This is a genomic window from Bacteroides sp. 90-K9/2 (genome assembly GCF_047310725.1).
GTDB classification, from domain to species: domain Bacteria; phylum Bacteroidota; class Bacteroidia; order Bacteroidales; family Bacteroidaceae; genus Bacteroides; species Bacteroides vicugnae.
Genome location: NZ_JBCGVL010000005.1, coordinates 57,250 through 82,181, shown reverse-complemented (window position 1 = coordinate 82,181; position 24,932 = coordinate 57,250). Strand labels below are relative to the sequence as shown.

Genomic DNA, 24,932 nt, shown 5'->3' with positions numbered 1-24,932 from the left:
TTATCTTTTTCTGAATTTTGATACAAATGAACCAAAGAAAGACCTGTTTGTGAGATAAAGTGTTGTAAAATAAACCATTGAGAATACAACAAAATATCCGACATACATATATATATTGTGGTAGTCAGGACTCAAAACATAATGAAGTATTATAAATGGAACAATGACAACCATCGATTTCAAAAACTCCATTACAAGCATTTTGATTTCCAGAGATAGATACTTTCGCATCAATTTTAAATACCAAACTATGAATAAAAGGCTCACAGCAAGTGTTGCAAGTGGTATAGCGTAAATCTGGGTAGCTTTAATGATGGTCAAAAGAATCCCAATATAAGCTATTGCACATAAGATATCCAACTTTGCCGACTTGTTAATCATACCCCCTGTGTAAAGAATATTGTTACAATATGCTCGGAACTGAAATAGAATCTTAGCTACAACAATCACAATAAGCAACCAGGTTCCCCCATATTTATCAAGACCAACCCAATAGTTAATGACTGATTCCGTAAAACAAATGGAATATAGGCCAACGACAGCAAGCGTAATAGCAAAAAATTGTGTTATATTTCGAAATATATTATTAATTTTCCCTTTATCGCCAGAAGACAATGTTAGAGAGAAAAGGGCAAAGAATGAACCGTTGGTCTGGGAAACAAATCCACATGCTACATAACAAACTTTTGACGTGAGATCGTATACTGCAGCCAAAGCCGGATTCATGAAGTGGGCAATAATGAAGCTTTGAGAATTACCCATTAAAACACTGGATAACTTAGAAAAAAAAGGATAAATACAATCCTTTGCTAAAGACTTACTCTCCGATATCGAATAAATTGGTTTTTGAATAGAATCTCGATTCTGTTTATGTATAATCCACCATCCTTGGCAAGTGAGATTGAGTAAGGCTCTAACCAAATAGCTCATTGCGATAGCGACAACTCCTAAACCGAGGAGAAGGAAAGCAACTAAGGATGCAATAGCCAATAGTCCAGTACATGTATTGATCATACCTACCGCCTTAGTGTCTTGCCATACCTGCGGAAAAGCCCCGAATAAGGACACACAAATAGCGACAGAAGAAGCAAACAATGCTATGATATAAGACAAACGAATTTCATAAGAAACAGATTCTTCAACGTTAATCCAATTCGTTATGAAAGGGGCAATACATAAACCAAGAAAAAGGATTCCAAAAGCTATTAATATTGCTGTCACTATATTGGCACCAGCAAGTTTTCCATATCTCTCTTTGTCACCTGAACCTATAGCTGCTGCCATCTTCTGCGTAATCACACTAGAGAATCCACTCTCAAGCAATCCCAACATTGCTACCATATTACCTGTTGCAAGCCATGCTCCATATGTAGATACCGACATATAGTGAAAATATACCGGGACCATCACAATGCCGTTGATGATTACGATAATTGCATTAATGGAGTTAAAGAAGTAATTATATATAGAAGCTTTATAAATACTCATACACTATTTCCATAAATTACTAAAACCTACATTTCCGATCATTAGAATTAATATATTTAAGAAAACAAGAATACTTAATGATAACTTAAAGTAACGCGCATAACCAACGCGCACCTGGTAAAAAAACCAAGGCAGTGTAAATATCAGACCTTCTGATATATAACCAATATGCATCTGTTTTGACAAAAAACCGCTTAGCATAATTCCAAAACCCAAAATGGTCATAGTATCCAAATTTTTAAAAGAGACAGATTTCCAGCTGTGGAATAGTGCAATAAGGTATCCAAACTGGAAAGTACCCATCAAAAAATCCTGTAACTGCCAAGAATATGCGACATTGACTTCTACTGATTTGAAAAATTGAACCCAGGGAAATGGACCAATCATTCCAAATATTATTTTTATTGGAAGTGCTAAATAAGACATAGCATTTACATAACCAGCATTATAATCCTCAGTATTGGCAGAATCTGTAATATTCTTTAAATAAATAAATGCTATTATACCTAAAAAGACATAGAAGAGCTTTAATCCAATATTTTTCGTCCTATTAAAATAGCCCCAAAAGGATGATATACCTACAATTAAGATATACATCGTTCTTTGATAAAAAGAGACTATTGCAGTTACAATAAAAGAAAAGAACTTTTCAATAGCTGAATTGCTCAATGAAATAAGGACAACACCTATGGAAATAAGGCAGATTCCAAAAGGATCGCGCCATATCATATCATTTAGAAGGAATGAAGGGAAAAACGATGTCCAACCTAATACAAGTTTCTTAGATTCTTCATTCACGCTACTAGACCTACAACACAAAAAATAGATATTTACAGAAGTAAAGAGCGAAGAAAATACATTTAATGGCGAATAATTCATCCATTTATTCTGTAGGAAAAAGAAAGGATAGCTTATAAAATGGTAAATCTCAGAATGAGAATTTTGAAATTCATAAGCATCCATCCAGTAAAAAATGCCACTTGATCTTCTTGCTTCTTGCAAACGTTCTATAGCGTCAAATGTTGTTAAATATTCATGCCAAAATGCACTAGATGGCTGTCCTGTTCCTACAAAATAATGAGGATCCACAAAGTACAAATAGTGCATTAATCCAATAATTATTTGGGCAATGAATGCAAATACATAATACCTAATATAGAACGAGCCTTTAAGTATTAATTTGACACATACTATCGTTAGAATAAAGAAACAAATGCATGATGCTAAATAACTACTTACCGTTGCTGTTGCAAATGGGCTAAGTGCAATAGGCAATACCACAAACAAAGCAGCTACAATAAATAATTTATATAGATATGAATTGAATGTTATGTTTTGATACATGAACAATCGGATTAGTAAGTTTCAATTATGTCAACAATATTGATTGTATCTTCAAAGCCTGTAGCCTCATGGAGTTTCTTACCATCAAGTGCCAAATACTTCATACCCACATCGGCACGCTGGACACTTCCGAAACAGCCTTTTGGAACTTCCTTCCCCATAGCATGATGGATCTCGGTAACAATCTCTTTGACGGTTACAGTTTCCTTGCCCTGGATGTTATAGAGACCGGAAGGAAGGTTCTTCTCGAATGCCAATGCGAGCATACGAGGAACTTCATTCACATGGATGTACTGACGGGTCTGGTCACCTGCTGTAAAGTGGAGTTCTTCGCCATTACGGATTGCATTGATAACGTATGGGATGAGACGCTTTGGATTTTCACCTGCTCCATAGATTGTAGGAATATAGAAATGCCAGTGAGTGAAATCGTGCTTATAAGAAGCAACGAACTTACTCAACATGCGTTTGCTGACGGTATAGTCGTTAGGAGCAGTACACATTGAGGTAAGAACGTCTTCCTCTGTGAAGAAGCGTTCCTCCTTAGTTTCTCCCATTTCGAATACGCTACCGAAGGTAACAAATCGACCTTGGTAGTTGAGTTCTTTCAACTTGTTACAGATAGTGACAGGAGCAGTTACATTGAGGTTATAAATGAGGTTGAAACCTTCCTTGAGATTTGCCTGAATACCTGCACCAATGGCATAAATGATTATATCAGAATCTATGAGACCAGAACAATCGAGCTCTGCATCCATGAGGTTCACCTTATAGAAATTGTCATACTTGTGACCAACAGGTTCATCAAGTCCGTACATATCCAAAGCCCACCCGGCTTCGTTGGCATATTTAGCAATGGCTGTTGAGAGGAAGCCATTTGTTCCTAATATTGAAATCTTCATCCTATAAACTTATTGATCTCCTCCACACAGAGGTCATATACATTTTCTGTCTTATAGCGCTTGTACCAGTCGGAAGTGAGGACTGCACACTCTTTGGCATTCAAACGAGGCTTCCAACCGAGACGGGTCTTTGCCTTGTTGATGTTGAGCATCAAGAGGTTTGCCTCATGGAGGGCATTAGGATCGCTTACGTCCTTCAGCTCACCAAAGCCGAAGTTCTCGATGATGGCGGTTGCTACCTCCCAAACGGTCAGGACGCTTTCTGCCTCAGGACCGAAGTTCCAGCCCTCGCAATAACCGGTTGGATCGTTCCACATCTTCTGAGCGAGAAGCATGTAGCCTGAGAGTGGTTCAAGAACATGCTCCCAAGGACGTACTGCCTTTGGTGAACGAATGTCAATAACCTTGGTAGTCTCAAGAGCACGAATGCAGTCTGGAATGATGCGGTCTTTTGCCCAATCACCACCACCGATAACATTACCTGCACGTACGCTGGCGAGTGATACGGTATGCTTCTTGCCATAGTCAGCAGGATTGAAAAAGGAACGTCTCCATGACTGGATAGCCACCTCACAAGCACCCTTGGATGAAGAGTATGGGTCGTAACCTCCGAATGGATCGGTCTCGACATAACCTTCGAACTGCTCGCAGTTGTCGTAACACTTGTCAGTAGTAATCATCACACCCACCTTCACGCTCTTGGTAGCGCGAATGGCCTCCATGATGCAAATAGTGCCCATCACGTTCACTTCGTAAGTCTCCACAGGAATCTCATATGAGAGACGAACGAGAGGTTGTGCAGCAAGATGAAAGACTATTTCAGGCTGATATTCAACAAAGATCTGCTTCATCTTCTCGCCATCGCGAATGTCGGCACGAATGTCTGCTTTAATCTTGTTGCCAATGCCAGAGAGCACAAAGTTATCGCGCTCTGAATATGGGTCAAGACTTACACCTACTACTTCAGCCCCAAGTTCGTGGAGCCAAATGCAAAGCCAAGAGCCCTTGAAACCTGTGTGACCCGTTACGAGCACTTTCTTACCTTTGAAGAAACCATTATATATATCAATGTTCATTTCTTTAACTTTCAAATTATTAAATCTTTAACCTTTTATCTCGTATGCAATTGTATCCTTTGGATCATACAGTTTATCCGTATAAGCCAAAAGGATAAAGTCCTTATCACCATTGTTCACCACAACGTGAGCCACATTATTAGGAATGAATACCGTGATAGCCTTTACCAAAGACATTTCAATATCGAGACGCTCATGAGTCTCCATGTCCTCCAGTTTAAGAATAGCACTTCCCTCAATGATGGTAAACCACTCTACAGCCTCCGGGTGATAATGTCCACCCTTAGCCTGCCCAAGCTTGCCCATGGTTAGATAAACTTCACCAGTATAAGTGGGTATGCCCTCCTCTGTTCCTGTAATTGCTTTCAGGAACCAACCTCTATCATCTGCTATCAACCGCCGCTGGATGATGGTAGCCCTTTCTTTTAAAGGTTTATTCATATACGTAATCTTTTATTACTTGGAACCACATTTTATATGCATTAGGAAGTAAGTGAACCCCATCGGCAGTATACCTGTTGGGAAGAATATTATCCTCTGCATAAAGTGGGTATAAATTAATGTATCTGCATTTGTATTTTCTACTAATTTGTTCTATGATGCCGTTCGCTTCGATTATCTTTTGGCAGCTAGGAACATTGATATTCTTGATTGCCTTGTTGACAGGAAGGATGGATTGTAAATAGATGACAGTTAACGGCATTGAATCCTTCAGTGATTTTACCAAGGTTTCGTACTCGTTTTCGAAATCATTAAGATCTTGGTTAGTCAAACCATTAATTCCTCCCATAAGAAACACCTTAGCAGGATGTAGTGCCATAACCTGATTAATGCGTTCTGTCATTCCACATAAATCATCACTTGGATAACCCAAATTACAGATTCGCTTATCGGAAAATTCTGCTTCGAAAAGACCTCCATAGGTAATCGAATTCCCCAAGAATACGATATCGACAGTGTCTCTTAATGAATACAAACTATTTGTCCATCCTTTCAAACACTCTTCTGCCTTCCATTGATAATTATTTGAGTTAGTAGTAGCCAAATTAATCAATATATAGCCAACAAGCAGTATATTTGCAATAACAGATACAATCGGCAGTTTTCTCATTCGAAAAATCTCTTGAATATGTGTTTATCCAATAGTTGTGAAACCTTATTTTCTACGTGACTAAATATCAACAGACGCAACTTATCTACTGCCAGTGGTATAGTCATAGAAAGAACAAAGAGTAGAGATATCCAAATCCAAAAGTTGAATGTAAATCCATGTCGCAAGTATAACTCTCGAACTTGACCATAGCAATGAATACCGCCCTCTTGCATCAAGTATATAGACAAGCAAGATGCAGCCAAATAGTTTATTACATTACTTCTGTATTGAATCTTTGTAAACAACATAAACAACGATATCGCACTTATCAACACAAATGGACTATTGTAGCAAAACACACGATAGGCATCTATTCCACTGCGGTGAAGAACAACTGCAAGAATTGCCGTAATGGTGGATGATCCTGCAAACAAAAGCAAATCGTATTTTCTAGCAATGTGTTTGTGATAATATATCTTCAGGTAGCGACCAATCAAATAGAGCATTATAAAATTGGTAAGATTATAACCATCAGTTACAAATGTTACATCTTGCATCCATCCCAAATAGACATTGACAAACAACAATATAAGAATTGTTGTCAACAATGATTTTTTTGTTGCAACCTCAACATACTTATTAATTGGGCTACTCAAGAACATCAGTATGAAGTAATACTGTATAAACCAATAGGTTTTATTGGATATTACAAAAATACCTCTCTGAGCTATTCTGCCAATCGACCCAATCACTCCCCCCTGTAAACCATTAGTATATAAATAGTTACAAAACCCCATCATTGCAAAAAATGAGACAACAGAGAATAGCTTAACAAATCCGCCAGCTTTGAACTTAATAGAGAAATAGCCTGAGATCAATATAAATACATCTACAGCTGCAATCAAGAAACTGTCAACTATCAAAGCATAGTCAATCTGTGAAGAAGACAATAACGGAGTTTCACCGAATGACAAGAATCTATACTGTCCTAAACCGTGAAATATGAAATGATGGAGTACAATAAATGCCATCACAACCAGTCGCAGTAACTCTATGTTCGATTCTCTCTGCTTTGCCATTACCATAGACTAAATATTGCCGGTTACTTTACGTGCTTCAATAGAAGGAACCTGACGATCCCAACGCTTCCAAGGAGCTTTATCCTGAGCTAGAAGGTTCTCAAGCATATTCTTCTCACGGATGTTGTCCATACACTGCCAGAAGCCTTCGTGGATATATGACATCAATTCACCCTTGTTTGCTAATTCAACAAGAGCAGTTTTTTCAAACACACAAGCATCACCATCAAGAAGGTCGAATACCTGTGGTTCGAGAACCATATAGCCTGCATTGATGGGAGCACCATCGCTCGCATTCTTTTCACGAAATGAACGAACAGAGTTGTTTTCGCTAATATCCAGCACGCCCTTATCCTGTACCATCTTAACAGCAGTAAGAGTTGCGAGCTTGCCATGGCTTTTGTGGAACTCAATGAGCTTATCAATCTCTACATCACACACACCATCTCCATAGGTCATGAGAAAAGGCTCATTACCTACATACTCTTGGATACGCTTGATGCGACCACCGGTCATGGTGTTGTAGCCTGTATCAACCACCGTTACCTTCCAAGACTCCATATTGGTCTGGTGTACGGTCATCTCGTTTTTACCATTGCAGTAATCGAAAGTAACATCGGAGTTGTAAAGGAAGTAGTTGGCAAACCACTCCTTGATGTGCTCCTGTTTATAACCAGCACAGATGATAAACTCAGTATGACCGTAGTAGGCATACTCTTTCATGATGTGCCAAAGGATAGGCATACCACCAATCTCGATCATTGGCTTTGGTTTAAACTGAGATTCCTCAGAAATGCGGGAGCCGAAGCCTCCGGCGAGAAGAACGACTTTCATATTAATTACATTTAAAATTATCGGATATAAAAGACGTACATCACTATAAATTGGGTCATATTTCGTGCGAAGTAATATCGAACCCATAGATCCACACGCCTTAAATGTTAACTTGTTAACTGACTTTGTTTTTGAACTAGTAGGAAATATCGAACTTTTGTTCCACCTGTGTGCTGATTAACCTTATTAAAATTCAAATGAAAATCGCTACTGAAATGAGGAAGGCGATTGTTTGGAGATTCTGCTTCACTCAGAAATCAAGAAAAAATCCTTTTAATGATCTGGATGAAAGAATCGGCCTTTACTTAGAAGCTTATTTTGAAATGATTAGAAAAATCGATTAAGGACAATTTGTATAAATGCTATCTCCACCACTGTTTCTGTTGTTTCAGTCGGAAACTCGTAGTCAATGGTATATCTCCTATAGTTTTCAAACCAAGAGGACGTTCTTTCCACAATCTATCCTTTAGGAATGACATTGAATTTCTTTGGGGACTGAGAACAACTTCAAATTCCCCACCGAACCTGTCTTTCACCCACATTGCTAAATCGCCTTGACATCTTCCATTAGTAAGAATTACAATTAGCCGACTAAACAGATAAATATCTATTGTTTAATCATGTCAAAATAGCTTTTTAGCCAAGTTAGGAATACCAGCTAATTCGTTCTGGATGTACTCAAGACTTGCAATCTTGACCTTGGTTTCTTCGAGATTCAGGCGGCGGGTGTTATCTGAATTAAATTCAGTTAACTCACAGCGTTTCTCATCACCTTCTGTGAAATACTTATCGTAATTTAAACTGCGGTTATCAGCTGGCACGCGATAGAAGTCACCCATATCCTCTGCCTTGGCGCACTCCTCATTAGTGAGGAGAGTTTCGTACATCTTCTCTCCATGACGGATGCCGATGACCTTGATATCTTCTTTCTTGCCGCCAAAAAGCTCACATACGGCTTCGGCCTGGGTCTGGATGGTGCAGGCTGGTGCTTTCTGAACAAGTATATCACCATTTTGACCATGTTCGAAGGCGAAAAGAACGAGATCGACGGCCTCTTCGAGTGACATAATGAAGCGGGTCATTTTGGACTCGGTGAGGGTTATAGGGTTGCCGTTGCGAATTTGGTCTATCCAGAGAGGAATAACAGAACCGCGAGAGCACATCACATTACCATAGCGTGTACAGCAGATTTTTGTTTCACCTGAGTAGCGTGACTTTGCGACTGCAATCTTCTCCTCAATAGCCTTAGTGATACCCATGGCGTTAATAGGATATGCAGCCTTGTCGGTTGAGAGGCAGATGACGGCCTTCACGCCTGCTTCGATAGCTGCGGTGAGGACATTATCTGTACCGATGACGTTGGTCTTGACGGCTTCCATTGGGAAGAACTCACAAGAAGGAACCTGCTTGAGGGCGGCTGCATGGAAGATGTAGTCTACACCAGGCATTGCGTCCTTACAAGACTGAAGGTTGCGAACATCGCCAATGAAAAACTTAATCTTGCCTGCGTACTCAGGATATTTAGTCTGATACTCATGACGCATATCGTCCTGCTTCTTCTCATCGCGTGAAAAAATGCGAATCTCCTTGATGTCGGTCTGGAGGAAACGATTCAACACAGCATTACCAAATGAACCTGTGCCTCCAGTAATCATAAGAGTTTTACCTGCAAAAATTGACATAATTGTATGATGTTATTATTTGTTATTCTTTTACTACCTTATCAAAAAATGTATCAGGTCTCTCTGGATTGAAAATCTCGTTGCAATACATGACAGTAATAAGGTTTTGCGTATCAGAGAGGTTGACGATGTTGTGGGTATAGCCAGGAAGCATGATGACGCTCTGGATTTTGTCACCTGACACTTCATATTCGAGAATCTCTCCATTTGGATCATTCTCATTACGAAGCTGAATAAGTCCATGACCACTAACTACGATAAACTGTTCCCATTTGGTATGATGCCAATGTTCTCCCTTGGTAATTCCTGGTTTGGAGATATTGATGCTGACCTGACCGCAATTTAAGGTATGAACAAGTTCCGTGAAACTACCTCTGTTATCAACGTTCATCTTCAAATCGAAGATCGCCTTTTCCTTTGGGAGATAACTGAGGAAAGTGCTATAGAGTCGTCTTGCGAATGAGTGGGCAGGTATCTCAGGAATCATCAGAGTTTTAGGCATCTCTGCAAACTTGTGAAGAAGGTCGACAATCTCTCCGAGCTTGACATGATGAGTGATTGGTACGGCACAATAGCGACCTTCCCGAGTGAAGACTGCTTTAACTCCATCAAACTCGCAATGATGCTCTTCTCCCTTCAAAGTACAGATCATTTCCTCTACCAAGTCATCAATGTAGAGGAGCTCCATATCTACGTTAGGATCATTTACTATGATTGGTAGATCATTAGCTATGTTATTACAGAACGTGGCTATAGCACTATTGTAGTTTGGCCGACACCACTTGCCATAAAGATTAGGGAAACGATAAACCAATACTTTTGCTCCAGTCTCTTCGCCATACTGGAACATGAGTTCCTCTCCAGCCTTCTTGCTCTTACCATACTCGCTGGTGCCGAAACGGCCTGCGAGGGTGGCTTGGATAGAGCTACTAATCATCACTGGACAGCTGTTCTTATGCTTCTTGAGGGTGTTCAAAAGAACGGTAGCAAAGCCGAAATTACCTTCCATAAACTCCTTTGGGTCTTGTGGACGGTTGACACCAGCAAGATTGAAGACAAAATCACAATCTTTACACCATGCGTCAAGTTGCTCAAAAGTAGAATCGATGTCGTACTCATAAACCTCACCAATAACAAGATCTTCATAACACTTTGTTTTGCCGGTCTTGATGTTATTGAGTTGTGCACAAAGATTTTTGCCCACAAACCCCTTGGCACCTGTTACTAATACTTTCATAAATCTGAGATTTAGAATTTACGCCAAACCATTTTGTTGACTACACCTACGTATGACTGAATAATCTTAACCACCTTGGTGCTGACATTCTCATCAGTATAGTTTGGTACTGGAGTTCCATAATCACCGTTCTTGACAAGTTCAACTGCAGTATCAACTGACTGGAGAAGGCCATTAGTATCAATTCCAGAAAGGATGAAACCCGCCTTGTCGAGCGATTCTGGTCTTTCGGTAGAAGTACGGATGCAAACAGCAGGGAATGGATAACCTACGCTAGTGAAGAAACTACTCTCCTCTGGAAGTGTACCGGAGTCAGATACCACGGCATAAGCCTTCATCTGGAGACAGTTGTAGTCGTGAAACCCAAGAGGCTGCTGTACCTGTACGCGAGGATCGAGTTGGAAGCCAGAAGCTACGAGACGGTTACGTGAACGAGGGTGGCAGCTGTAGAGGATAGGCATGTCGTATTTCTCAGCCATAGCATTGATAGCATTGAAAAGAGAGAGGAAGTTCTTCTCGGTGTCAATATTCTCTTCACGATGAGCAGATAGGAGAATGTACTTGCCCTTCTCCAATCCGAGGCGCTGGTGAACGTCGGATGCCTCAATCTCGGCGAGGTTCTGATGAAGCACTTCAGCCATAGGCGAACCTATAACATAAGTGCGCTCGCGTGGAAGTCCGCACTCCGCAAGGTAGCGACGTGCGTGTTCTGAATATGCAAGGTTGACATCTGAGATAATATCTACTATGCGACGGTTGGTCTCTTCTGGGAGGCATTCGTCTTTACAACGATTACCTGCCTCCATGTGAAAAATAGGGATATGAAGTCGCTTTGCTCCGATGACACTCAAACAACTGTTTGTATCACCCAAAACGAGAACTGCATCAGGTCTAGTAGCTACCATAAGCTTATAACTGGCATTAATAATATTTCCACAAGTTGATCCGAGGTCATCGCCTACGGCATTCATATAAACTTCAGGATCTTTGAGTTTTAAGTCCTTGAAGAACACGCCATTGAGGTTATAGTCATAGTTCTGACCAGTATGAGCAAGGATAACGTCAAAATACCGACGTGCCTTGTTAATGACGGCAGCAAGACGGATAATCTCTGGACGTGTACCGACAATAATCAGCAGTTTTAGTTTGCCATTATTCTGGAAACTGACGTTTGAATAGTCTGTTCTGAGTTCCATAAATGTATGTTATATATTCTATTTCTGTTATTTCAAGTGCGGCAACCGATTCGATGATTTATATCGATCTAGTTGCCCGCATTTCATTCTTAATCATTAGTACTATAGTATTTTGCATACCACTCTGCGAACGCTCTCAAACCATCTCGAAGTGGTGTTGACGGTTTGAAACCAAAGTCTTGCTCAAGAGGTGTGGTATCGGCGAATGTAACAGGAACATCCCCTGATTGCATCGGAACGAGTTCCTTATGAGCCTCAAAATCATAATCGGCAGGGAGAACTTTAGCGGTAATTAGTTCTTCTTGAAGGATAGTCACAAAATCCAGCAGATTCTCTGGCGAGTTATTGCCAATGTTATACACTTTATATGGAGGAATTGGCAATCCATCCTCACCGTTCTGTTTTTCCGGAGCGTGTTGCATAACACGTACTACTCCCTCCACAATATCATCCACATAGGTGAAATCACGCTTGCAATTACCATAATTGAAAATCTTGATAGTTTCGCCTTTTACAAGCTTATTGGTGAACCCGAAATACGCCATGTCCGGACGACCTGCAGGACCATAAACTGTAAAGAAACGCAAGCCTGTTGATGGAATATTATAGAGTTTTGAGTATGCATGAGCCATCAACTCGTTACTCTTCTTGGTTGCCGCATAAAGACTAACTGGGTTGTCAACCTTGTCGTCAGTTGAATACGGAACTTTCTTGTTACTACCATAGACTGATGATGAAGATGCATAAATCAAGTGTTCTACCTCATGATGACGACAGGCTTCAAGGATATTATAGAAACCAATAAGATTACTTTGGATATAGGCATCAGGATTGGTGATACTATAACGAACCCCAGCCTGGGCTGCAAGATTTACGACAACGGAAATTTGGGTTTCAGAGAAAATTCTCTCTACCACATCCTTGTCAGCAATCGAGGCACGAACAAAAGTCCAGCCACGGTTTAACGACTCTATTTCCTTGAGACGTTCATACTTGATATTGACATCGTAATAATCGGTGATGGAATCAATACCGATTACCTTGATATTTCGGAAATCATGGAAAAGACGCATGACAAGGTTACTCCCAATAAAACCGGCAGCACCCGTTACAAGCACTGTCTTTCCATCCAGTTCTACATTATATGGCAACATGGTCAGTCTCTTCTAAAAATGTCACGTGTATAAACCTTTGCTTCCACATCTTCCAGACTGTTGTCAAAGCGGTTGGCTATAATAGCCTTGCTCTGCGCCTTGAATCCGACAAGATCATTAACGACCCTGCTGCCGAAAAATGTAGTCCCGTCCTCAAGCGTGGGTTCATATATGATCACTTCCGCACCCTTCGCCTTAATACGTTTCATTATACCTTGAATGGCGGATTGGCGGAAATTGTCAGAATTCGATTTCATGGTCAGGCGGTATACACCGATGACGCAGGTATGCTCCTTGGATGCATCCCATTGTCCGTTCCCTGTATAATAGCCTGCCTTGCGGAGCACTGCATCAGCTATATAATCCTTGCGGGTTTTGTTTGATTCCACGATTGCGGACATCATGTTCTGGGGAACATCCTGATAGTTGGCAAGAAGTTGTTTGGTATCTTTCGGCAGGCAATAACCGCCATAACCGAATGAAGGATTATTATAATGTGTCCCAATACGGGGGTCAAGGCCTACGCCCTCAATGATCGCTTTGCTGTCCAATCCCTTTATTTCCGCATATGTATCAAGTTCATTAAAGTAGCTGACACGAAGAGCCAGATAGGTGTTGGCGAAGAGTTTGACAGCTTCCGCCTCTTTTATGCCCATGAAGAGCGTATCGATGTTTTCTTTGACAGCCCCTTCCTGCAAAAGGGCGGCAAATGTCCTGGCTGCTTCCTGTAACATATCGACATTCGTGACGGACTTAATCGCCTTATTTTCTTCCGCAAACTCCGGACCGTCAATAATCTTCGGATAGCCTACGATGATACGGCTCGGATAGAGGTTGTCATAAAGAGCCTTGCTTTCACGGAGGAACTCCGGTGAGAACAGCAGGTTGAACTTCTTTACTCCTTTTTTGGCATATTTCACATAAAGGTTACGGGTATAGCCCACCGGAATCGTCGATTTGATCACCATTATAGCATCAGGATTCACTTCAAGCACAAGGTCGATAACCTCCTCCACACGGCTCGTATCGAAGTAATTCTTCACAGGATCATAGTTTGTAGGAGCGGCTATTACCACAAAGTCGGCGTCAGCGTAGGCTGCCCTTCCGTCCAAAGTGGCTACAAGGTCAAGTGGCTTTTCAGCTAGATACTTCTCGATATAATCATCCTGAATAGGAGAAACCTTGCCGTTCAGTTTCTCCACCTTTTCCGGAACTACATCCACAGCGGTTACATGATGATGTTGTGATAGCAGTGTCGCTATGCTCAGCCCCACATAGCCTGTTCCGGCTACTGCGACCCGAATCTCTTTGAAATCACGCATATTATGTTTGATTTGGTTTTATCGATATCAATGTTATTTACCTTCCCGACCTTGCATGCTTCTCTCCATAGCCATAGCCGTAACGCTTGCCATAGCCATAATACTTGCCGTATTTGCCATAGCCATAGTAATAGCCGTACTTCTTTTTCTGAAGATCCAAGCCGTTTATAGCGATACAGAGATTAGGCAGCTTCTTGTTTTCAGAAAGCTCATTGATCAAAGTAAATTCAGCTTTGCGAGTATAATCAGCACGACAAACGTATACAGACAAATCAGCGGTACGACCTATCAGCAAAGTATCGGTTACCATACCAACAGGAGCGGTATCCAGAATCACATAATCAAAGTTAGTCTTCAATGTTTCGATGGCTTTCTCCAATCCCTCACGGGCCAATAATTCCGTTGGATTGGGCGGAACTGCTCCACCCGGAAGAATAAAAAGATTTCTGTTGATATCCGAAGGTTGAACCAGATCCATCAAGTTCATACTCGGGTTAGTCAGGAACTGAGTAATACCATGCTCTTTCTTGGGGATATTGAACACTTTATTCAGACCGGGCTTGCGAATGTCAAGGCCAACGATTACAACTTTCTTACCTAACAAAGAAAGGCTAACTGCTAAATTGGCGGAAATAAAAGACTTACCTTCACCACTGATAGTAGAAGTTACTAAAATTACGTTCTTATCTCTTTCAAGCATAAACTGAAGATTGGTACGAACATTACGGAAAGTCTCGCTCATCAGGTTGTTCTGATTCTCAAAGACCGCAATTGAACCGGATTTCTCATCCGCCAATGGAATATCACCGACAACCGGAAGTGAAGTCAATTTTTCTATATCGGCACGTCCTTCAATCTTGAATTTGGTCAAGCCTATCAGATAGATGATACCTACCGGGATTCCCATTCCCAAAAACAAAGCAACCAGATAGACCATCATCCTTTTAGGGGAAACGGGATTATCATCAGCAATCGCTGCATCAATTATCTGGGCATTATTTGCCGTAGCTGCCAAAGTAATAGCATTCTCCTCACGTTTCTGAAGCAGCATTAGATACAGTCCCGATTTGATTTCCTGCTGGCGGGCAATGCTTACAAACTGGCGTTCCTGAGTCGGGGCGTCACTGATACGACGGGAATAACGACTCGCTTCACGATCCAAATCAGCTTTAGTGATCTGTAATCCTTTCAAGGTAGCATCCAAAGTGGCCTGCACATTGCTACGCATAGCACGAATACTGGTATTAAGGTTGACAATCGCCGGGTTACTTTCCGTTGAGGTACGTAACAGACGGTTGCGTTCAATCAGCATCTCATTATAACGCGAGATTGCTCCAACCAGGCCACCATCCTGCAAACCGACATTGGCAGGCAACACTTCATATTCATCACCCTGAAGGTATTTTTGCAAATCAACAATAAGGTTGATCTGAGTCTGATTCTCCACACGTTTCTTTTCGTATTCCGCATTACCCGTCAAGGCGATCTGCGCCTCGCTACTCAAATCCGTAATACCTGCTGTACGTTTGAAATTTTCCAGATCTTGCTCAGTACTGCCCAACTCTTTGGAAATAATACCGATACGTTCATCTATAAACTCTGCCGTTTTCTGGGCCACTTCATTCTTGTCATTATTCGCATTGATGTTGTACATCTCAAGCAGTTTATTGATAAAATCCTTACCACGACGGGAATTGGTATTCTTCAATGAAATGACAACAACAGAAGTCGTTTTTGAAGTGGGAGCTATCGACAAGGAGTTGGCATATCCTTTTGCTACAGAGAAAGGACGGTTAATGAAAGCCGTAATATGACGTTCTTTCGTCACGTTTTCCGGACGAACAGCAGACAAGGTATCATTATTTGCGAAAAATGCGACCGTACCCTCATCTGTCGGGAATACGGCAGGTAATTTTTCAAACTGTCTCCGGTATTCTTTATCACCCACTTTCATTTGTACATCCATCACACCTGTCGGTTGAAGAGTCATGGCGACTTCCATCCTGCCAGGAAGCTTGTCTGCCTCCTGCGGAGTAAGGCTCACCAATACGGGAGAGGTCTGATAAAGTTCCTTTTTCGGGAACTCGTCTTCATCCACATAGGTAACAAACAGTCCTAAATTGTTTACCACCTCTCCGGACAAAGACTTCGAACGGAGCACTTCGATTTCATTATCGACATTACCGGACGAAGAGACAAAACCGTCCAAACCCATCCTTTCCAGTTCGGAAGACATACTTGTACCACCGCCTTTCTTATCATCCTTAATCAAGACTGTGGCGGAAATATTATAAACGGGCGTTGTCAGTCGCAGGTATCCCCACGCACAGGCGATACATACAATTACTGAAAACACAAACCAAGGCCAGTGAACCAGACAACGGAAAAAAATTTCCTGAATATTAACCTGCTCTTCAGAATGTTCCATACACTTTTCCTTTTTTTCCTCAACCATACAGTGATACTATTTGAAGATTGTTACTAATAAACTTGCCAATGACACCAAGATAGAGGTGGCTGAGAACCAAAGGCTTGTACTGTTACCAATATCAGAGTTACGCGCTTTCGCCTTGTTCGGAGTCACATAAACAATATCATTCTGCTGCAACCAATAATAAGGGGAAAGAATGGTTTCCGCACTGTTCAGATCCAGCGTTATAATCTGCTGTTTGCCGTCAGCACCTTCACGAATCAGTTTTACATTATCACGAAGCCCCCAGACAGTCATATCACCCGCCATGGCCAAGGCTTCCAACAGATTCACCTTCTCATTATTGATGGTAAAGGTACCGGGACGTGCAACTTCACCCAGTACAGAAATTTTATAGTTTACCATGCGGACGGTTACTATCGGAGTCTCCTTGATATAAGGTTTCAACTTTTCTATAATTAATTGTTCTGCCTCTTTCTTTGTCAAACCGCCCACCTTTAATTCGCCTAAAACCGGAAAATTGATCTTTCCTTCATTATCCACCAAATAAGGTTGCAGAACCGGCTGGACACTCAACTGCGAATTTCCAGCAGCCACACTAGCAGGACTAGCTACCGTCAGATTGAATGGAATAGCCAACTCGGGACTGGTACATGAAACCACAATAGTAAGCAGGTCTTTAGGCATTATCTTGGCATCATACAAATTTTCCTGTTGGACGGTCTGTTCCACAACTTCCACATCCTGCAAGTAAGGAACCTTTTTGTATGACTGACAAGACGCGAGCAGAAATATCGCAATCAGACAGGCAAACACATTACGTCCCATACCTTGCATACTCATATACATGTAAAATGATTTATTCATAAAATTATAAATTTATTATTCCTTATCCAACCTCTCAAATTTCGGAGAATTCTTTGACTTAAATTCCGGCACGACTTTCTTCATCAACCGCACGGTATCCATAATCTTTACCGTACGCGACAACTTCTCAAACTCTGCATAAGTATCAAGGATATCTGCATATTCATACCGACGTACTTTAGCTATCATAATTTTCTTGTTTTCGGTAGGTATTGTATTTTCTTTATCGCTCAACACCTCTTCATAAAGCTTTTCACCCGGACGTAATCCTGTAAATTCGATCTTTATGTCTTCCCCCGGACGATAACCCGCCAATTCAATCATACGGGTAGCCAAATCAACAATCTTCACGGCTTTGCCCATTTCAAAAACAAAGATCTCATTGCCCTCTCCCATCGTGGCAGCCTCCATCACCAAACGGCAAGCTTCAGGAATAGTCATGAAGAACCGGATGATATCAGGATGAGTAACAGTGACAGGACCGCCATTCTCAATTTGTTCCCTAAAACGAGGAATGACAGAACCATTACTGCCCAATACATTTCCGAAACGTGTCGTGATGAATTTGGTATGACCTTTCACTTTCCCTTCACGAATAGCACATCCCAAACTCTGTACATAGATTTCTGCCAAACGTTTGGAGCACCCCATTACATTGGTAGGATTCACGGCTTTATCTGTAGAAACCATAATCATTTTTTCTGCGCCATATTCCACAGCCATGTCAGCTACCTGTCGGGAACCGGTTACATTGACAAGGACAGCCTCGCAAGGATTTTCTTCCATCAACGGTACATGTTTGTAAGCGGCGGCATGAAAGACGATTTGAGGATGATAAAGATCAAACACCATACGTACACGCTCTTTCACACGCACGTCACCGATCACAGGAATAAAATCTATATTTGGATAATTTTTCTCAAATTCAAGACGGACATTGTGTAAAGGAGTCTCTGCAGAGTCGAACATGATAAGTTTTTGAATTCCCATCTGCACCAATTGACGGCAAAGTTCACTGCCAATACTGCCTGCCGCACCGGTCACCAACACCACTTTTCCCCTGAATTCTTCCGCAACCTGACGAAGATTGATGTTGATTTCAGCACGTCCCAGCAAATCTTCAATCTTGATGGGACGTATCCATTGGTGAAAATTGCCGTCAGAATCCGCTTCACTGATAGTAGGAGCTATCAATGTTTTAAGTTCATTGCTTTTACAATATTCCAAAAGGCGTTTTTCTTCCAAGCGAGTGTCTTCATAACGGGCAAACAGGATCCCCTTAATTCCACGCTTTCGCATGATATAATCAACATCCGACTCATTTTCAAAGTAATAAACGGGAAGATCTGCCAATCGGCGTCGGCTGTTATTTTTACCATATACATAAAAACCTGCTACCTTATAATGTGCACTATCCCTAAGACGTAATTTCAAGGCCACGCTCTCTTCGTCAGTACCATAAATAAGAATACGGGTATTCTTTTTATTCACCCAATCCAACAAGAGGTCATAGACGATTATTAACGATACGCGAAAAGATGTCAGAATCACCAGAGTCAATAAGCCATCAAATAGAAGATAGGATATTTTATAATTGTATGGCAATTGAATCTCATATATAAGCCCAAAAGAAATAATGGCCAAACAGACAATTTTGAATAAAACGGCACACATGATACGCCAAAGTTCACGAGCTTGTGAAAAACGAATCGTATTACGATAAGTATGGAATAACAAAGCGCCCGCAACACTTGACACCAAGGAAACACAAGCAAATTTACAAAGCATCCAGTCTGTCATTGGCACATGCGCCATATAATGAATTACAGCATAAGCTACCAATGAACACAATACAGAAAGTGCCGTGTCAATACCTAAAACAACCCAATAACTGAAATAGTTTTTGCGGGCATATTGTACTATGCCCTTCAATGTTTTTTCCATTATAGTATAAATGAATAAAATAATATTTCGAAGTTTGATTTATCTGATTGATTACTATCAATACAAAGGCAATGAGCAAGATTTCAATGTCAGTGTAACCCAACAGAGAATCTTTTCATCTTTCGATACGTACATACATTTCTACACTATATCTTTTACAAGATATAATTCATAATACTTTTATGGATTTTTTTGAGAGAGGTCATCGATAAATATATCCACTGTTTGGTTACCGATGTCAGATAGACTGTCTGCTATTTTACAGACTTTCATTACATTTTTGCAGTAAAATCCCCATACCCCCTATAAAATAGATTGATTATTCAATCATCTAAATCCCCATTTTCAAACACCGGCTCTACACACCCCACCGGTATATCTACACATGCATACCCCAACATCGTCAATCGAACAGCAACTTTCGATTTCCCATTCATATTTACTAATTCCCCTTCCAGTCCTGCCAATGGTCCTTTGATTACCCGTATTTTTTCTCCCGGAGCTAATGGCGATGTACTCATGCTGATCGTCTCATCCGAGTAATCGAGCATAAACTTAAATCGCAACATTTGTTGGTCAGGAATAACAGCCGGAGTACTCTCCCCACGTAATACCATATAACGGCTGATAGAAGATAAAGTCAGGACTTCTTTTTGTTCTTGCAGATCAACGTGAACAAAAATCATCATCGGAAGTAGTACCCGGTCGACAACCTTACGACGGTCGCTCCATTGATGGACTTCTTGTTGAATTGGAAGGAAATTTTCGATACCCATTTTCGTAAGCCGCTCACTCGTTTTTTTCTCGTGACAGATGCGCACAATGGCCACCAACCAACGTTTTGAGCGCGCTACGCTGCTGCCAATCACATCTGTTGGCAGAGTTCTTTGATCGTCATTTTTCTTAATGATCATGTATTTTTACCCCTCATTTTCCATCACCTTTTAGGCAATGGATTGAATTCGGTGGCAAAGATAGATAAAATTATAAATAATAAACAAGAAAAATGCTTTATTTTTCCACACAACGAACAAAACAGGCATCTTTACCACCACTTGTCCCCCAACTACCTATAGGATAAAAATCAAATGTAAAATAATTGAAATCCCATGCAACATTATCTTCCTCTACGTTATTTATTTTATTCTTTCCGATCTTATCATACCAGTATATTGCACCGGGACGCATATAGATGTCATAAAACAACGGACAGTCTTGAACGCCATGATGATAAAGCGCTGTACTATCTGTCGGGAAATATGTATTTCTGCTGGCAGCGTATCTCAAGATTCCCTTGTATTGATTTTCAGTTGATTCACCCCGGGAGTCTTTTCTATGACCATAACCGGAAGCACCTATCGGAAAGAAAAGATTTTTCCCTGTTTGTTCGTTATAAACAAAGCATCCTCTCATCCCACGTATTTTTGAAGTTGTGTAATCATAGCCATACGCATCATTAAGATCATCGGCCGCCTCTTCTGCCCCATCTCCATATAATACTCCATATCCCTGTTTAATATTATCGCTATCAAACAGCGCCTGATAGTCTGCAGCACCGGCAACTTTCCAACCAGTTTTGGGTTCTGTGAAATTGGCAGCCCCTGTTATATCACTCCATTTCTTCTTTTCACCACTTCCGGCTATGGTAAAAAGACCATCTGCAGGATAGGATTGATTGAAATCTTCCGGTTTGACATTAATCCAATATTCTTTGGGATTCTTATTGTCCAATGCATCAATAGGGTAATCCCAATTACCACGCCCAAACAGAGAGCCTTCGTCTAACGGAGACTCTGCTTCGTCCGTTTTTGTCCTCATATTCTTGGCATGCCATTTCGTTCCACCAGCTATCAAATCATCCGGACTATCACCTTGCCGTACAAAGATCAAATGATAGCAGGTATAGTTGTGATATTCAACCCTTATAATAGCATAACGGGAAGTATTAGCATCACATGTTCCATTGAAATTGACATTAAAATCAATCTCGGAGCCTGTCTTCCCATATATGGTGTCTTTTATACATTCTGACATCTCTCCTCCTTTATCAAGGCTAATAACCCGCTCTGCACTTCCATCACTGTTACATGCCCTTACAATATATGCCTTCCAAGGACCTTCTGATGCAAACGTTTCAAATTTGGTTGCGTTTTCCTTAGGCAAGCGTTTCAGTACCACATGAAAGGGATCACTTTTTTCGCTACTGCGATAGATACCCTTGGGATTTACGATACGACGTACTTGATAAATGGTCACCATATTTTCAAACGTTTTTTCTATCCCTTTAAGCTTAGTCGTAATCTTAACTTCTGCGTTCCGAAGATATGCGACATAAGGATTATTACCAGTATAAGCTGTTTCTTTTATCAACTGTTTGGCGCGTGTATACATAGGAATAAAGATATTGTATGTATTCGCTTCCGTAGAATGTTTTTCCACACGGTAGGTATCTTTCGAATCGGATCCTGCTGTAGTGTGTACCCCTATACTCATGTCTGTGTATGTACGCTCACCTCTTTTAGGTGCTTGCTCATAATATGCTTTATTTGATTCTACATCTACCGAACTTGTCGTTTTGGAAATATACAGGTCTCTTGTCATATGCAATGACAGAAAGCCATTCCATTGATTACTATTTGCTATGTCCATTTGATGGTAATATACCGATTTGTCTGCATTGTACGGAGCCCAACGGTTATCCACAATTTCCGCCTTTATGTATTCAATTTCACGTCCGCCGGTATTCACCTTGATAGGATACATCATAGAGTGATTATACAAATATGAAATATAATATGGCTCCGGAGTTACTACACCCGGTTCCGGCTCTTCATACTCGATATGCCAGTCTACGTCATTGGCGAAATTTTTAAATTGCAACGTTAGTTTGTAATGACAGTTACGCTTGGCGTTGTAATCTTTGTAAATATCCTGCCCAAGCATAAAACGATATTTTATAGAACCGTTGCCAATCTTTTCGGAATTGATGGATATATAATAGGCATCTACCTCTATATATGTACCATATGGTTTGTTGTCTTTATGTATATAGCCGGGATCTTTCGGTAATCCCGGAGCGTCAAGCTCATGATTTCCATCAGCATCCTGCCGCTTATCTTTGCCTTCTCCCTGCAAGTTCTCATAAAAGTAAACGGCAACGGAGTCTTCGTGATGCGAGCCATAATACGGTTTTCCGCTTGTTATGCGCGGGCCATCATATTCATGGTCGAAATCTGTCGGTGGGTTACCTTTATAGTATTTTAATTCTTCACCATCTAGCAGCTCATCGCCTAGTTCGTATCCTTCAGCGCCTACATTATTCTCCTTCCCCAAATAGCAATGTGACGGAATGTCCTTTATCTGCACCGACTTAAGATATACAAAGACACCTTCTTTCAGTTTACTGCCATCATAAGTGATTGTGAGCTTCGATGCAGCCCGACGCAACCATGAGTGCAGATATATATTAGGCTTGTTGATGGTGATAAATTCGTTTTCCGACTGGTTTTTCTTGGTCGATGTGAAATATCCAAGCATCTGACTGTTCTTACCGACTTCAGCGGGATGATTATTCCAAGCAAGCGGTATACGCTTAAGCCCATCTTTGGTCTTGATAAAATCAGAATATTCGGTAAGAAGATCGGGAATATTAGCAACGGCATAGATATAGTATCTGCCATAAGGTATTTCTTTCAACTTAAAAGTGGCACGCGGAGTCTGCGTCTCTGCTGATGCGTTATTGTCTGCGTCCGCATTCACACGTTGCTCATTTGTGATTTCGAAATCAAGAATCTGGCGACCCTCTGCAAGGTTGCCGTTTTCATCATATAGCAAGACATAAAGCGTCTCTATTGCCTTTATCGCATCTCCCGCCGCCCTTGTACCCTGTGTTAGTCCGGAAGCCATAGGACGGAAATCCACAGTGGCGGACACCGTACTCTTGCCTTCTCCGATAGATTCCGGCCTTTCAAACCAATCATCTACACAGCTTGTCATACTGAAAATAAGTATGCACAAAAATATATATAATATATCGCGTCTCATCATCTTACTATATTATCATTCTTTCTTATTTGTTATTTTCACTGCATTTATAATCCAAAATCCGGATTAAGAAGAACCTCACTATAGGGCATTACATCCACTTTGATACCTTTCTCCCGAAAAGTGACGTCAACCAGTACATGAGTGTTGCGGAAAAGGGCTTTCAGGTTTGGAAAAGACTCGGTAAACAAGACTTCATTCTCTTCCGAAACTCCGGCTTCCTTTTCCGGGTTCTTCTCTGTCAAGTGAAGGGTCATTTTATAGGCTTGCTCTCCATAATCTTGTGTTTCTTCTTTTAATTTTTTGCTTTCCGGCAAATAAAACACGGGGAAAATCTCCTTACCGGGAGTAGGTGCTTCATTCACATGATATGTGAGTCCGGAAACAAGTGTCGGAAAACGAACAATGACTTCCTCGTGAGTTTGTCCGGAAGGAATATCATAATCTTGTATCCATCCTCTCCTGTCTGCCAAAGTCACATCATCCAGATGTTCTTGCGACTCATCCGCCACTTTCTTCAACCAGTCGATCCAAAAAAGCGGCTCGTCCTCAAAGAGCATCTCTTTATTCTTTTTATGAGGCATCAGATAGGTGCTCCTAACTATTCCGGAAATTGCAATTGCATCCACACTAATGTCATTCTCACGTTCGTTCGTAAAGCGGAAAGTGAACTTGGTAGCAGCACGGACTAAGTAGAACTGGCATTCTACCAGTCTCTCTTCTTTGAATTGAACCTCATACACCGAACTCATGGGAATGGGTTTCTTATAATCAGGAGTAAAAGAGCATTCGTCAACAATGCCACAGAAAGTATTATCACCTGCTGCTAATGTTTCCAATTTTCCGTGAAGTTCGGAAGATATACTCTCTTCATTCGCTATCAGATATATTTTCTTGGTTTCATTCCGCAACACCTCTAATACTCTGAAATATTCGGATTGAGGATTGTTGGCGAAATCAACATAGACATTGTGTTCCACACTGCCATCCGCATGGAGAACAACAATACGCAACGTGTACATATATTCGACAAAACTATCTGCTTTATCGACATCAAATGCACGTTTTTTGTCTAAAAGGGCAGTACGCAAAAAGAGTGTAGCGGTGCGGTTGTCTGATTGTATTTCATCCATACAACCCTCCCCTTTGCCACACGCTGCCGACAATAAAGCCCAACTGACAAAGGCTGTCATCCATGCTATATGTCGCAATATTTTTTCCATACTTTTTTTCTTTTAT

The 24,932-nt window shown here is 41.0% G+C and carries 19 protein-coding genes; all 19 read right to left on the bottom strand.

Annotation, left to right across the window (positions count from 1 at the left end; all coding sequences use genetic code 11):
• The gene (locus AAHJ11_RS13150; RefSeq protein ID WP_148367014.1) at window positions 1-1,488 is read right to left on the bottom strand and encodes a lipopolysaccharide biosynthesis protein; all 1,488 of its coding nucleotides are present in this window, start codon (window positions 1,486-1,488) and stop codon (window positions 1-3) included.
• Window positions 1,489-1,491: 3 nt separating this feature from the next.
• Window positions 1,492-2,832 (bottom strand): hypothetical protein, encoded by a 1,341-nt coding sequence (locus AAHJ11_RS13145; protein WP_148367015.1) that lies wholly within the window; start codon window positions 2,830-2,832, stop codon window positions 1,492-1,494.
• An 11-nt stretch (window positions 2,833-2,843) separates the two neighbouring features.
• Entirely contained in the window at window positions 2,844-3,734 is an 891-nt protein-coding gene (locus AAHJ11_RS13140) for an NAD-dependent epimerase/dehydratase family protein (protein ID WP_148367016.1), read from the bottom strand.
• Window positions 3,731-4,810 carry a CDP-glucose 4,6-dehydratase gene (gene rfbG, locus AAHJ11_RS13135; protein ID WP_148367035.1) on the bottom strand — a complete coding sequence of 360 codons (1,080 nt, stop codon included), beginning with the start codon at window positions 4,808-4,810 and terminating at the stop codon, window positions 3,731-3,733. The genes AAHJ11_RS13140 and rfbG overlap by 4 nt, the downstream gene beginning before the upstream one ends.
• A gap of 27 nt (window positions 4,811-4,837) precedes the next feature.
• Window positions 4,838-5,251, bottom strand: a complete 414-nt coding sequence (locus tag AAHJ11_RS13130; protein ID WP_148367017.1) for a WxcM-like domain-containing protein — start codon at window positions 5,249-5,251, stop codon at window positions 4,838-4,840.
• Complete coding sequence (locus AAHJ11_RS13125) at window positions 5,244-5,921, bottom strand: GDSL-type esterase/lipase family protein (RefSeq protein ID WP_148367018.1); 678 nt, start codon at window positions 5,919-5,921, stop codon at window positions 5,244-5,246. Before AAHJ11_RS13125 ends, AAHJ11_RS13130 begins: the two co-directional genes overlap by 8 nt.
• A complete protein-coding gene (locus AAHJ11_RS13120; protein WP_167511881.1) occupies window positions 5,918-6,982 on the bottom strand; it encodes an acyltransferase family protein in 1,065 nt (354 codons plus the stop codon). The genes AAHJ11_RS13125 and AAHJ11_RS13120 overlap by 4 nt, the downstream gene beginning before the upstream one ends.
• A gap of 9 nt (window positions 6,983-6,991) precedes the next feature.
• Window positions 6,992-7,816, bottom strand: coding sequence for a glucose-1-phosphate cytidylyltransferase (rfbF, locus tag AAHJ11_RS13115; protein WP_217722109.1), 825 nt, complete (start codon window positions 7,814-7,816; stop codon window positions 6,992-6,994).
• Window positions 7,817-8,439: 623 nt separating this feature from the next.
• Window positions 8,440-9,498 (bottom strand): polysaccharide biosynthesis protein, encoded by a 1,059-nt coding sequence (locus tag AAHJ11_RS13110; protein ID WP_148367021.1) that lies wholly within the window; start codon window positions 9,496-9,498, stop codon window positions 8,440-8,442.
• Between the two features lie 22 nt (window positions 9,499-9,520).
• Window positions 9,521-10,735: an NAD-dependent epimerase/dehydratase family protein gene (locus AAHJ11_RS13105; RefSeq protein WP_148367022.1), complete on the bottom strand. Its 1,215-nt coding sequence runs from the start codon at window positions 10,733-10,735 to the stop codon at window positions 9,521-9,523.
• Window positions 10,736-10,746: 11 nt separating this feature from the next.
• On the bottom strand, window positions 10,747-11,931 hold the full coding sequence (locus tag AAHJ11_RS13100) for a UDP-N-acetyl glucosamine 2-epimerase (protein WP_148367023.1): 1,185 nt from the start codon (window positions 11,929-11,931) through the stop codon (window positions 10,747-10,749).
• An 89-nt stretch (window positions 11,932-12,020) separates the two neighbouring features.
• Window positions 12,021-13,085 (bottom strand): NAD-dependent epimerase/dehydratase family protein, encoded by a 1,065-nt coding sequence (locus AAHJ11_RS13095; protein WP_217722111.1) that lies wholly within the window; start codon window positions 13,083-13,085, stop codon window positions 12,021-12,023.
• A gap of 2 nt (window positions 13,086-13,087) precedes the next feature.
• Entirely contained in the window at window positions 13,088-14,407 is a 1,320-nt protein-coding gene (locus AAHJ11_RS13090; RefSeq protein ID WP_148367024.1) for a UDP binding domain-containing protein, read from the bottom strand.
• A 37-nt stretch (window positions 14,408-14,444) separates the two neighbouring features.
• Window positions 14,445-16,862 (bottom strand): GumC family protein, encoded by a 2,418-nt coding sequence (locus AAHJ11_RS13085; protein ID WP_148367025.1) that lies wholly within the window; start codon window positions 16,860-16,862, stop codon window positions 14,445-14,447.
• A gap of 9 nt (window positions 16,863-16,871) precedes the next feature.
• Window positions 16,872-17,705 carry a polysaccharide biosynthesis/export family protein gene (locus AAHJ11_RS13080; RefSeq protein WP_148367026.1) on the bottom strand — a complete coding sequence of 278 codons (834 nt, stop codon included), beginning with the start codon at window positions 17,703-17,705 and terminating at the stop codon, window positions 16,872-16,874.
• 15 nt (window positions 17,706-17,720) lie between these two features.
• Entirely contained in the window at window positions 17,721-19,649 is a 1,929-nt protein-coding gene (locus AAHJ11_RS13075; RefSeq protein ID WP_217722113.1) for a polysaccharide biosynthesis protein, read from the bottom strand.
• A gap of 323 nt (window positions 19,650-19,972) precedes the next feature.
• Window positions 19,973-20,563, bottom strand: a complete 591-nt coding sequence (locus AAHJ11_RS13070; RefSeq protein ID WP_148367442.1) for a UpxY family transcription antiterminator — start codon at window positions 20,561-20,563, stop codon at window positions 19,973-19,975.
• Between the two features lie 97 nt (window positions 20,564-20,660).
• A complete protein-coding gene (locus tag AAHJ11_RS13065; protein WP_254883823.1) occupies window positions 20,661-23,645 on the bottom strand; it encodes a hypothetical protein in 2,985 nt (994 codons plus the stop codon).
• Between the two features lie 95 nt (window positions 23,646-23,740).
• Window positions 23,741-24,916: a hypothetical protein gene (locus tag AAHJ11_RS13060; RefSeq protein ID WP_413579609.1), complete on the bottom strand. Its 1,176-nt coding sequence runs from the start codon at window positions 24,914-24,916 to the stop codon at window positions 23,741-23,743.
• Between the last annotated feature and the right edge of the window lie 16 nt (window positions 24,917-24,932).